Genomic DNA, 12,786 nt, shown 5'->3' with positions numbered 1-12,786 from the left:
CAGCAGGTCTGATAGTTGCGCGGAAGCCGATCGTATCAGTGTGGCTGTTCAACACTACTCCTGCAAAAGAGCCGCAATTCTTTCGAGAATAAGCTCGCTGGCGTCAAGAATATCTTTGGCGAGCGCCGCCTCGGCCGCATCTGCATCTCGTGCTTCGATTGCTTTCACGACGATATAGTGGTCTTCAATCATGTGACGGCCACCATACTCATATATGCCTGCAATCAATGGACCCATCTGAAGCCAAAGGGTTCCGAGGATTGTAATCAGCGATGGCATCCGTGCAATTTCTGCAAAAGCCGAGTGGAAAATCTGGTTGCACTCCAGAGCATCTTCCCAGCGCTGCTCTTTAATGGCGATCTCATTATCGTTGATAATGGACCAGAGCCGGGCAATGTCTTCGGGTGTCGCGGCAACGGCGGCGCGGCTGACCGCCAATCCTTCCAGTCGCACCCTGATATCGCGTATTTCGCAATAGCGTTCCGGCGTCAGGATCGGTACACGCACATCGCGCGGAGTTTTCTGGATGAGGGCATTGTCCTGAATGAGCCGAAGCAGTGCATCGCGAACCGGCGTGACCGATGTGCCCAGCGAAGCTGCCAGCTCGCGAATGGTAAGCCGCGTACCGGGGGCAAACTTGCCACGCATCAAGGCTTCCGAGAGTTTGCGATAAACGACATCGCCTAGGTTCTCGTGCACCAGGGTCTGCAATTCAGCAATTTTGTGCATGCGTGCGCTCTCCACTGACATTCAATATGGTCTTTTATCATATTTGTAGTTTGATGCATCAAATATGTTGCACGAAGGTGAAGTTATCTATAGCTTCTTTTAAAGGACGATCAGCCTCCACGGTTTCGTGTGGCTACAGCATAAGCTTCGCTGTCATGGGCTGCATCTGGAAATAAGAGGCCGTAATAGCCGGTCCACCGGCTTTGAAAGGGGAATTACATGACGAGACAGCCTAATTCCGTTGAAGCTCGCGATATTGCCTATCATTTTCATTCGAACACCAATGCGCGCCGTCACGAAGAAATCGGTCCGGTGGTGATCGAAAAGGGTGATGGCATCTACGTCGAAGATAATAACGGCAAGCGTTACATCGAGGCGATGGCGGGCCTTTGGAGTGTCGGCGTCGGCTTTTCCGAAAAGCGTCTGGCGGATGCTGCACACAAGCAGATGTTGAAGCTGCCTTATTCGCACACTTTCACGCACCGGTCGCATCCTCCGGTCATCGAATTGGCCGAAAAGCTGATCAGCATCGCGCCGGTTCCGATGAGCAAGGTCTATTTCACCAATTCCGGCTCGGAAGCCAATGACACCATCATCAAGATGCTGTGGTTCCGCGCCAATGCCATGGGTCAACCTCAGCGCACCAAGATCATCGGCCGCAAACGTGGCTATCATGGCGTGACGATTGCGTCGGCCAGCGCCACCGGCCTGCCGGTTAATCACAATTCGTTCAATCTGCCGCTGCCGGGTTTCCTGCATACGACCTGCCCGCATTATTACCGTGATGCACTGCCGGGCGAGACAGTCGATGAATTCACCACGCGTCTTGCCAAGGATCTGGAAGACATGATCCTCGCCGAGGGTCCGGAAACAGTAGCAGCCTTCATTGGCGAGCCGGTGATGGGGGCAGGCGGTGTCGTCGTTCCGCCGGAAGGTTACTGGGAAAAGATCCAGGCCGTGTTGAACAAATACGATATTCTGCTGATCGCCGACGAAGTGATCTGCGGCTTTGGCCGTACCGGCAATATGTTCGGCTCGCAGACCTTCAATATGAAGCCGGATATCATGACGCTGTCGAAGCAGATTTCGTCGTCCTATCTGCCGATCTCGGCCTTCATGTTCAATGACCGCGTCTATCAGCCGGTGGCGGATGAAAGTGCACGCCTTGGTGTATTCGGTCATGGCTATACGGGCTCGGGTCATCCGGTTGCAGCCGCCGTTGCGGTCGAAAACCTCAAGATCATCGAAGAGCGCGATCTGGTGACCAATGCGCGGGAAACCGGTGCCTATATGCAAAAGCGCCTGCGTGAACTGGCCGATCACCCGCTGGTTGGCGAAGTGCGTGGCGTTGGTCTCATTGCTGCGCTTGAACTGGTCGGTGACAAGGCAACCAAGGCGCCGCACGAGAAAGTCGGCACACTGGGTGGTCTCGCCAATGCGGCGATGTTCGGCAATGGCGTCATTACGCGCAACATGGCCGATGCGATTGCGTTTTGCCCGCCCATGATCATCACGCCTGCGCAGGTCGATGATGTCGTCGCGGCAACGAAGAAGTCGTTGGATGAAACACTGACCGCAATCGGTCGCTCTTAAAGGCAAAAATCCGAACGAGCGCACCGGGCTTTAATAGCCCGGTGGCGTCATGCATTAAAATGTGATTGGATACATTTGAAGCTTATAAGTAGATTATAAGACGTTAAATGAGAAAAAATAGAACATAATGTATCCAATCTCATTGACAGGGTGGTCAATCTATATAAGCGTTAACGAATAAAAGAAGGCAAAATCGCCTCACGAAATCAACCGCAGAGGGCAAAATGGGAGCTCGTCTCGATATGAATCTGAAATATGCTATTGGCTCGTCCATACTGGCGCTGGCTGTCTCGTTTTCGGCAACCGCACTTGCTGCAGATGGATCCGGAAAATGGTGGCCCTTCAAGATCCAGTCCGCAAAGGACGGTGATTTGAAGTCGGTCTCTGAAATTGAATATACGCCGCTGGAGAAGGCAGAAAAGCCCTGGAACCTGTGCGTTCTCTATCCTCATATTCAGGATGGCTACTGGGTGTCGGTCAACTACGGCATGGTAGAGGAAGCCAAGCGTCTGGGCGTCAATCTGACGATCTATCAGGCTGGCGGCTACACATCGCTTCCCAAGCAAATCTCGCAATATGACGATTGCGTCGCGGCTGGCGCGGATGCCATTTTGATTTCGCCAATCTCGGAAGCGGGCGTCGCTGCGAAGATCACTGAAGGCATGAACAAGGGTATCGTCAATATCGCTGTGGCGAACCCCATTCTCGAAACGCCGATTACTGCCCGCGTCACACCGGACTTCTATCAGAAGGGCTATCAGACCGGCGAGTATGCCAAGAAACTTCTTGGCGACAAGGAAGGAAAAGCAGTCGGTTTCCCCGGACCTCAGGGTTCTGGATGGGCGGAAACCTATATGGGCGGCTTCCGGGATTCCGTCAAAGAAGGCAATATCAAGTTGCTGGCGGAGCAGTTCGGCGAAGCCAGCGTTCCAGCTCAGCTGCGTCTGGTAGAAGATGCGTTGCAGACCTATCCCGATATGAACGTGATCTGGGGTGGGGCCCCAACTGCCGAAGCTGCAATTGGCGCTGTGGAAGATGCCGGGCGTGACGATGTGATGATCGTTTCCTCCTATGAAAACCAGACGATGCTGGATGCGGTCAAGAGCGGAAAAGTTGTTGCCTTTGCAACTGAATATCCGGTCATGATGGGTCGCATTGGCGTTGATCTTGCAGTTCGCGCCCTTGAAAAGAAACCGCACGAGAAGGTGCTGCTCGTTTCTCCGGGTATTGTCACGAAGGACAATATCGACAGTTTTGATACGACGCAGATCTTCGCTCCAGCCAATACGCGTCCGGTATTTTCGGTCAACGCCAAGTAGGCTGCGTTTTCAGGCAGTTTCGCCTTTCAACAATGCGACGTCGTCTGGCCTCGAAAGAGGCCGGGCGGGGATCATTGATCGGGAATGAACATGCTTCACATCAAAGGGCTGACAAAGAATTTCCGCAACATTGCCGCGTTGAGCAACGTTGAGCTGCACCTGAAGCCTGGCGAGGTCCATGCGCTTCTCGGTGAGAATGGTGCGGGAAAGTCGACGCTCATCAATTTGATCGTTGGAACTTTCGAGCCGTCGGCGGGTGAGCTGACGGTGAATGGAAAGACCTACAACAAAATGAACCCGGCACTTGCGCGCGAGCTTGGCATCGCGTCGGTGTTTCAGGAGTTCAGCCTTGTTCCGGATTTGACGGTACTGGAAAACCTGTTTTTGGCACGCGAAAAGAGCGGCAGGCTTTTCCTCAAAAAAGCGGCGATGCGAGCCGAAGCACAGCGATTGCTGGATGAGCTGGAGTTTCATGTCCCGCTGGACGCAATGGTCGGGCATCTTTCGCGCGCTCAGCGGCAAATGATCGAGATTGCCAAAGCGCTTCGGCTTTGCCCTAAAATTCTCATCCTTGATGAGCCGACAGCATCGCTAACCGATGGTGAGGCGGAAAAGCTGTTCCGCACCATCCGGCGATTGAAGGAAAAGGGCGTCGGTATCATCTACGTATCCCATCGCATGGCGGAACTGCGTAATCTCTCTGATCGCGTGACGGTTCTGCGTGGCGGTAAATATATCGGCACTGTGAATACCGGGGAGATCAGTGACGAAGGTTTGATCGAGATGATGATCGGGCGTCCGGTCTCGGAGCTGTTTCCAAAGATCACAACCAGTCCGACCGAAGTTGCTCTGAAGATCGACAAGCTTTCCGTTGAAAACGGTGCAGTCGTCGATGCCAGCATTTATGCACGAGCGGGTGAGGTTGTTGGTCTTGCCGGTTTGGTTGGCTGCGGGCGTTCGGAATTGTGTCGCGCCATCTTTGGCCTTGAGACGATATCGTCAGGACGCATTGAACTCCATGGCAAGCTCGTAGAGCGTCCGACGCCTCCAGTCATGCTGAACAACCATCTTTGCTATTTCCCTGCTGACCGCGGTGAGGAAGGACTGGCTTTGATCCGGCCCGCCCGTGAGAATGTGACTATGGCTGGCTTAAACCTGCCAAGCCTTTCCATTGGTCCCTTCTTCAAACACAGGAAAGAAGCGTCAGTGGTCGCTAGTCCGCTAAAGGAACTGGCGCTTAGCCCCTTCGATCCCGAAAGGCGTGCCCGAGCATTTTCGGGTGGAAACCAGCAGAAAATCATGCTGGCACGCGGTTTGATGAAGGACTTCGACGTCTATATTTTTGACGAGCCCACTGTGGGGATCGATGTGGGCGCCAAGGCCGATGTCTACCGATACATTAAGCGTCTCGTAGAGGGCGGTGCTTGCGTCATTGTCTCCACTTCGGAATTGCCCGAGCTGATCAATCTGTCGACACGCATTTACGTCATGCATGAGGGGCGAGTCATGGCGGAAATCCAGGAAAATGAAAAATCCGAAGCGAGCGTATTGTCTCACTATTTTGGGGAAAGCGCCGGGAAGGAACTGATAGCATGACGGACACCGTCGCCCGACACGCTGCCCCTCATAGCGGGCCGCATTTTCTTCAACGATTTATCGCCAGTGGCGGTATCGTGTTTACGTTCCTGGCTTTGTCCCTGATCATTACCTCGCTGATAGCGCCGAGCTTTTTGAACCGGCTCAATCTGATCAACGTCATGAGAAATTTCTCATTTCTGGCGCTGCCTGCTCTCGCACAGATGCTCGTCATGACAATCGGCGGCTTCGATCTCTCGGTTGGTGCTGTCGTTGCCGGTGGAACATTGGTTACGGCCACGATCATGCTCGTTGTTGGCCCCCTGTTCCCGGGAATGGAACTCTACGTAACATTGCTCGCATTATTGGCCGTACTTGCACTCGGTGGACTGGTGGGGCTTATTAATGGTGCGCTTGTTGCGACCTTTAACATTTCGCCTTTCATGGTGACGCTGGCGGTAACCTCCATCATCATGGGCGTTGCTCTCTATTTCACGCAAGGTATTCCCGTTTACGGCGTGTTCGACGGTTATATCAAAGGCGTCGGTCGAAATCAGATCATGAATATACCAGTGATCATGATCATCGTTCTCGCCGTTGCGGTACTTTGTGTCGTGATGCAGCGCCATACTGCTTTCGGACGTCATATTTATGCGGTTGGAAGTGATCCCCGTTCAGCACTTCTTTCCGGCATCAAGGTCAAGCGTGTGATTGTATCCACTTATGTGCTTGCCAGTGTTCTCGCGGCTCTGACGGGCTTTCTGATGACAGCTAGGCTTGGTTCAGGGCAGGCTACTATCGGTAGTACGCTGGCCATGGAAACAATCGCCGCTGCTGTTATTGGGGGCGTGTCACTGCGTGGCGGGGTAGGGCGAGCGGAACTTGTTGTTCTAGCAGCACTGTTCCTGACGGTGATCGGCAACGCGATGAACCTGCTTCAGATAGACAGTAAATTTCAGACCTTGATGCTTGGCGCGGTGTTGATCGTCGCTTTGGGAATCGAACGTTTGCTTCAGGTGAGGAAATGACCATGTCCGACGCCACGACTTCTCAGCCTGTCATCAAAAAATCCATGTCGATTTCGCATCGCGTCACCAGCCTGGTTTTGCCTATCGCAATCCTTGCCACCCTCCTGTTGTTCGGCTTGGTGGAACCGCGCGTCTGGTCGCTCGGGAATATACAGAACATCATTGTGCAGGCGAGCTTTCTTGCGATCTTTGCCATGGCGCAAACCTTCGTCATTCTGACACGCGGTTTCGATCTTTCGCTTGGTTTCAACATTTCGTTGATCAGCGTGGTTTCGGCCATGGTGATGGCCACTGGCGGAGACGGCACGTCCGTATTGCTGGGGATGGGCGCAGCACTTCTTATCGGAGCGGCAATCGGCCTGACGAATGGCGTACTCATTGCCGGGTTCCAGCTCAACGCTTTGGTGGTGACGCTGGGTATGGCTAATATCATCCTTGCTCTGGCCTCGACCGTCAGCGGAGGCTTCCCGATTACTGGCCTGCCTCCAGTCTTCAACGCTGCGCTCTCGCAAGGAAAATTTCTTGGTCTGTCCGCGCCCATATGGGTGCTTGCATTGGTCTTCATTGTGCTCGGATTTGTCCTGACCGCCACCAAATTCGGTCGTAGTCTCTATATCATCGGCGCGAACCCCAAGGCCGCACGGGCGGCTGGCATTCGGGCAGCGCCCGCGGTCATTCTGGCCTACACCATTTGTGGGCTGTTGACAGCTGTCGGGGCGATCATGCTGACAGCACGCACAGGCTCCGGCGAACCCAATCTTGGTGGAAATCTGACACTGGAATCCATTGCGGCGGCAGTCGTTGGTGGCGTGCGCCTGACCGGCGGTGAGGGCGGCGTAACCGCCGCTTTGATCGGAGCGCTTTTCATCACGGTTCTTTCCAACGGAATGAACCTCATTCAGGTCGACGGTTATCTCCAGCAGATATTCCTTGGCCTCATCATCATCGTTTCTCTGGTCGTCGTACAGCTGCAGACGCAGCGTTAATCCAGGGCTTTCGTATTCGCATTACGGGCGGCTTCGCCGTTCATTTATCGACCCCAAAAGAGATATCTTGAGGATCAAATGACATATCAGGTTTGCATCGATATTGGTGGTACCTTCACGGACTGCCTTGTTTCGAACGAAAAAGGTGAAATCTCGATCTTTAAATCGCCGACGACACCGGGCGAGTTTGAGAAGGGGTTTATCAATGTCCTCCATGTTGCTGCTGAAGGTTATGATCTAACCCCGGACGCCTTCTTCAAGCAGGTCGACCTTATTGTGCACGGTTCTACCGTTTCGACCAACGCTTTGGTGGAGCGCAAGACCGTCAAGGTTGGGCTGATCGTTACCGAGGGCCATCAGGATGTGCTTGTTTTGCGCGAAGGCCCGCGCAAGGGCGCATTCCAGTGGCGACTGGATTATCCCGAAGCCTATGTACCACGCCACCTGACGCGAACCGTCAGTGAACGCATCGATGCGCGCGGGCGAGTGGTCACAGCGCTCAATCGCGATGACGTGGTAAAGGCAGCGGAAGACTTCAAGAAACTCGGTGTTGAAGCCATCGCGGTAGGTCTGCTGTGGTCCGTGGTTAATCCGGATCACGAACTGGAAATACGGCAGATTCTCGAAGAAAAGCTGCCGGGCGTCGCCATCACGCTCAGCCATGAAATCAATCCGATGCCGCGCGAATATAAGCGTATCATCGCCGCTGCGATCGATGCTTCGATCAACCCCATCGTCAAGCGCTATATCGAAAAGCTGCGCCTCGCACTCGACGAGACCAATTTCGGCGGTGAGTTGCTGCTGGCCAATTGCGTTGGCGGCATGATGCCCGTCGCAGAAATGATCCGAAAGCCGATTTACTCGGTCATGTCGGGTCCGACTCTTGCTCCAATGGCCGCGCTTGCCCTTTCAGATGAGCCAGACATTATTGTCGGTGACATGGGTGGTACGACATTCGATGTTTCCGCTTTGCGCAACCATCAGATCATCGTGACGCCTGACAGCATGATCCATCACGACAGTCTTGGCATTCCCAAGGTTGACGTGCGCTCGGTGGGTGCCGGTGGTGGGTCAATTGCGTCGGTGGATGCTGGTGGTCTCTTGCATGTCGGGCCGCATAGTGCAGGCGCGCGTCCGGGACCTGCCTGCTACAACAAAGGTGGTGAACTGCCGACGGTTACCGACGCCAATGTTGTGTTGGGAATTGTCGATCCCGATTATTTTCTGGGCGGCAAAATGCAGCTGCGGAAGGACCTGGCCGAGCAGGCTTTGTCAAAGGTTGCAGGCGAGCTTGGGGTTTCCAATGAAGAAGCCGCCTATGCCATCTACACGACCTCGAACCACAACATGGTGGCCGCAATTGAAGAGATCACCGTGCGCGAGGGAATTAACCCGCGTGACAGCTTCTTCGTTTGCGGCGGCGGTGCAACCGCTATCCATATCGCGGAGATGGCCGATATTCTCGGTCTGAAGCGCTATATGATCCCCCGCTTCATGGCCGGTCTGTCAGCATTTGGCGGTCTGATCTCGGATATCCGTCGCGAGGATACCGGCGTGCTTTTGACCTCGAGCGAACGCTTTGATCCGGAAGGTGTCAACGCAATCCTGTCGCGGCTGGTGGAGTCCGGCGACGGGTTCCTTGATGAGGCCGGCGTTACGGCTGAGAACCGACGTTTCGAATTCAGTTTCATGGGACGGTATGAGTATCAATCCTTCGAGATTGAAGTTCCGTTCACGCCTGAAAATGGCCAAGTCACGCAGGCCCAACTGGCAGAATTCGTTGAAGCATTTCACAAGATGCATGAACGCATTTATTCCATTCGGGCGGATGGTGACGTGGTTGAGTTCACAGCCTGGAAACTGCGTGCGATTGGCAAACGTACCGGACAGGACGTTTGGCTCAGCCATACGCTGCATAGTCAGGATGGTGGGGTCCAGCCAAAGGGCTTCCGCAATGTTTACAGCCATGAAATCAAGGCGAAAGAGGAACTGCCGGTCTACGAACTGGCGGGACTTGGCGCTGGCGCGCAACTTGCAGGGCCGTGCATCGTCGATGCCGAAACTTTTACCGCCTACCTGAAGAAGGGGCACGACGCCACCGTGGATACATATGGCAACCTTGTTGTCCAGGTAGCCTGATCAGAAAGGTTCAGTGATGAATATGAGCACAAAAATATCTGATACGGGTGCGGCCCGTCGCGTAGATCCGTTTCTTATGTCCGTTCTCAAGAGCCGTTTTGAGGCTGTGGTGCGCGAGATGACGCTTGTCGTCATGCGCGCCAGCCGGTCGGCTGTTATCAAGAACGCGCGCGACTTTTCCTGCGCAATCCTGACCTATGATCATCGTCTGGTTTCGGTCGAAGACGCTTTGCCTATCCACGTCATGTCGATGGATCTGGCGACCCGCCCGATCACCAAGCTCTTTGACGATATCAAGCCGGGTGATATCTTCTTCAACAATTGCCCGTTTACGGGCGGTACGCACCACGCAGACCTGATCGTGGCGATGCCGGTTTTCTATCAGGGCAAACCGCTATTCTGGATGATGGCGCTGTCGCACCATGCTGATACCGGTGCGCCGACGCCATCAACCTATCTCCCATTCGCGAAGAACATCTTTGAAGAAGGGATGCACTGGCCCTGCGTGCGGATTGCAGAAAACTACAAGGAAAAGGCGGATATTCTTCGCATCGGTTCGATGCGAAATCGCGTTCCTGAAATGTGGCTTGGCGATGTGCGTGCACAGATTGGAGCCTGCCGCACTGGTGAGCGTCGGATTCACGAATTGCTGGAACGCTATTCGCCGGAAACGGTGATGGACTTCGTGGAAGACTGGTTCGACTATGGGGCACGATGTGCGAAGGCCGCCATTGCGAAGCTTCCTGCTGGTCAGTACAGCTACGAAATTCGCCACGACCCGGTGCCCGGCGTTGCCGACGAAGGTATTCCCGTCAAACTGACCATCAATGTCGATCCTGAAAAAGGTGAGATTGTCGTTGATGCGCGAGACAATATCGATTGCGTTCCAGGCGGCCTTAATCTGTCAGAGAACACAGCGACCGGATCATGCCGCATTGGTGTGTTCAACAATCTTGATGAAAGTGTCCCACATAATGAGGGGGCCAAGTCGCAGATCAAGGTGTTGTTGCGTGAAGGCTCTGCAATCGGCAAGCCCAAATATCCGGTTGGAACTTCCGTTGCCACGACCAACGTCAATGACCGGTTGATGATTGCGGGCAATGCCGTGTTCTCCCAGATGGGCGCGCCATATGGTCAAGCCGAAAGCGGCTCGCATCTTCCGGCGGGTGTCGGGGTCATTTCAGGTCAAGACCCATACAAGGATGGCAAAGGCTATGTGAACCAGGTCTTTGTCGGATATGCCGGTGGCGGCGCCTTGCATGGCCATGATGGCTGGCTGACCTATTGCGGTCCCGCAAATGCCGGTTTGATCCAGCTGGACTCTGTCGAGGTCGATGAATCGATGTATCCCATCATCATCGAACGGCGTGGTGTTGTCCAGGATTCGCAGGGTTATGGTGAGTTTGAAGGGGCACCGACGGTTGGCGGCGTTTTCTATCCGCTCGATCATGATATGACGATTGTCTACGCTGCTGATGGAACGACCTTCCCGCCACGCGGCGTCTTGGGCGGCGGTACGGGCAAGGCTTCGGAAACGGTCAAAATTGTGGGCGAGGGCCAGGAAGAAACTCTGCCAGCCTTTGCGGAAGTCGTCATTGAAGACGGAGCGAAAATTGCTTTTACAGCCTCGGGCGGCGGCGGTTACGGCGATCCGCTGAAACGCGATCCAAAGCGCGTGCTTGCAACCGCAAACCGTGGCTGGTTGTCCCCGGAAGCTGCCGAAGAGGTCTATCGCGTTGCTTTGGTTTCCAATGATGAGGAACCGGGCACCTTCAAGATCGATCTCGAAAGAACGGCGAACCTCCGCGCTTAGAGCATCGGCATACCATAGCGAAGATAGGCCCCCCGCATTGCTGACTGCGATGCGGGGGTTATTGTTTTAACCGGAACCGCTCTAATGACCGCGAAAAAAGAAACGGCACTCCAACGGAGTGCCGTTTTATAATGTCTGCTTGATCAGTGCAGATTACACCGCGTGCCGTTCTGTGACGAATTTGGTCGTGAGATAAGGTTCGATGGCTTCGCTACCGCCTTCGGAACCGTAGCCACTGTCCTTGACACCACCGAACGGCACTTCCGGCAGAGCCAGACCAAGGTGGTTGATGGTCAGCATGCCTACCTCGACGCGGCGTTCGAGTTCGGCAATCCGGGCTGCCGATTGCGTGAACGCATAAGAAGCAAGGCCGAATGGCAGGCGATTGGCTTCGCTAAAGGCTTCTTCCGCATCGGAGAACGGAATGATCAGTGCCACTGGGCCAAACGGTTCATCATTCATGATGTTCATATCGCGCGTGATATTCGTCAAAACCGTCGGTTCATAGAAATTGCCGGAATTGCCGATGCGCTTGCCACCGGCGGCAACATTGGCACCCTTGTCTCGGGCATCGGCCACGAGCGCTTCAATGGCTTCCACGCGACGTTGTGAAACGAGCGGACCCATGGTGCTGTCGGCTTCGAGACCGGAGCCAACCTTGACGCGACCGACTTCCTGAAGAAACACATCGACAAACTGATCGACAGCCTTGTCCTCAATCAGGAAGCGGGTCGGAGAGACGCAGACCTGACCGGCATTGCGGAATTTCGAGCGACCCATCGTGGTTGCCGCTGCCGCGATGTCGGCGTCGCCAAAGACCAGAACCGGTGCATGGCCGCCTAGTTCCATCGTGGCGGGCTTCATATGAGCACCTGCCAGCGAGGCTAGATGCTTTCCGACCGGCACCGATCCTGTAAACGAGACTTTGCGGATGGCCGGATGCGCGATCAGATAGCTCGATATGTCGGCTGGCACGCCATAGACGAAGTTGACGACGCCTGCCGGAAGTCCGGCATCATGCAGCACTTCGGCCAGAACGGTCGGCGAAGCGGGTGTGTCTTCCGAAGGCTTGACGACCAGCGAGCAACCGGCAGCGAGTGCCGCACCCAGTTTGCGCGCCGTCTGGGATACCGGGAAGTTCCACGGTGTGAAAGCAGCGACCGGACCGATCGGCGTCTTGAATACTGTCTGGCGAACGAAACGGTCGCGCGCAGGGATGATGCGACCGTAAGCACGCCTGGCTTCTTCAGCAAACCAGTCGAAAATATCGGCCGAGACGTTGATTTCCGCGAGTGCTTCGGCCAGCGGCTTGCCCTGTTCGAGCGTCAGCAGACGCGCAGCGTCCTCGGCACGCTCGCGCAACAATGTGGCGGCCTTGCGCAGAATATTCGAGCGTTCGAAGACGCTCATATCGCGCCAGATGTGGAAGCCGCGTTCGGCGGCAAGTGCTGCCGCTTCAAGCTGAGCCTTCGAGGCGACGCCAACCGTTCCGATAGTTTCATTATTGACCGGATTGAGCACGGCGATGGGCGTGCCGCCTTCGCCTTCAACCCATTTGCCATCGATGAACAGTTTGGTGTCGCGGTAGTGAGGATTGGTCATGA

Annotated in this window: 9 protein-coding genes; 7 read left to right on the top strand and 2 right to left on the bottom strand. The window is 54.9% G+C overall.

Going from position 1 to position 12,786, the window contains the following annotated elements; all coding sequences use genetic code 11:
- Window positions 1–54 precede the first annotated feature (54 nt).
- A complete protein-coding gene (locus tag FGI60_RS20080; protein ID WP_138786694.1) occupies window positions 55–729 on the bottom strand; it encodes a GntR family transcriptional regulator in 675 nt (224 codons plus the stop codon).
- 219 nt (window positions 730–948) lie between these two features.
- Between FGI60_RS20080 and FGI60_RS20075 the strand changes: the two genes are divergently transcribed.
- The 7 genes from FGI60_RS20075 (at window position 949) to FGI60_RS20045 (ending at window position 11,182) form a co-directional block, all read left to right on the top strand.
- The gene (locus FGI60_RS20075) at window positions 949–2,322 is read left to right on the top strand and encodes an aspartate aminotransferase family protein (protein WP_138786693.1); all 1,374 of its coding nucleotides are present in this window, start codon (window positions 949–951) and stop codon (window positions 2,320–2,322) included.
- A gap of 224 nt (window positions 2,323–2,546) precedes the next feature.
- Entirely contained in the window at window positions 2,547–3,641 is a 1,095-nt protein-coding gene (torT, locus tag FGI60_RS20070; protein ID WP_235889873.1) for a TMAO reductase system periplasmic protein TorT, read from the top strand.
- A gap of 90 nt (window positions 3,642–3,731) precedes the next feature.
- On the top strand, window positions 3,732–5,237 hold the full coding sequence (locus FGI60_RS20065; protein WP_138786692.1) for a sugar ABC transporter ATP-binding protein: 1,506 nt from the start codon (window positions 3,732–3,734) through the stop codon (window positions 5,235–5,237).
- On the top strand, window positions 5,234–6,244 hold the full coding sequence (locus FGI60_RS20060) for an ABC transporter permease (RefSeq protein WP_138786691.1): 1,011 nt from the start codon (window positions 5,234–5,236) through the stop codon (window positions 6,242–6,244). The genes FGI60_RS20065 and FGI60_RS20060 overlap by 4 nt, the downstream gene beginning before the upstream one ends.
- A gap of 2 nt (window positions 6,245–6,246) precedes the next feature.
- Window positions 6,247–7,230 carry an ABC transporter permease gene (locus tag FGI60_RS20055; protein WP_210238454.1) on the top strand — a complete coding sequence of 328 codons (984 nt, stop codon included), beginning with the start codon at window positions 6,247–6,249 and terminating at the stop codon, window positions 7,228–7,230.
- A gap of 78 nt (window positions 7,231–7,308) precedes the next feature.
- A complete protein-coding gene (locus tag FGI60_RS20050; RefSeq protein ID WP_138786690.1) occupies window positions 7,309–9,369 on the top strand; it encodes a hydantoinase/oxoprolinase family protein in 2,061 nt (686 codons plus the stop codon).
- Window positions 9,370–9,391: 22 nt separating this feature from the next.
- On the top strand, window positions 9,392–11,182 hold the full coding sequence (locus FGI60_RS20045; RefSeq protein WP_235889872.1) for a hydantoinase B/oxoprolinase family protein: 1,791 nt from the start codon (window positions 9,392–9,394) through the stop codon (window positions 11,180–11,182).
- A gap of 153 nt (window positions 11,183–11,335) precedes the next feature.
- Here the strand turns inward: FGI60_RS20045 and FGI60_RS20040 are convergent, their stop codons facing one another.
- A complete protein-coding gene (locus FGI60_RS20040) occupies window positions 11,336–12,784 on the bottom strand; it encodes an NAD-dependent succinate-semialdehyde dehydrogenase (protein WP_138786688.1) in 1,449 nt (482 codons plus the stop codon).
- Between the last annotated feature and the right edge of the window lie 2 nt (window positions 12,785–12,786).

This window comes from Brucella haematophila (assembly GCF_005938105.1).
Classification (GTDB): domain Bacteria; phylum Pseudomonadota; class Alphaproteobacteria; order Rhizobiales; family Rhizobiaceae; genus Brucella; species Brucella haematophila.
The sequence above is the reverse complement of the archived record's forward strand: the minus strand, read 5'-3'. Positions and strand labels throughout refer to the sequence as shown.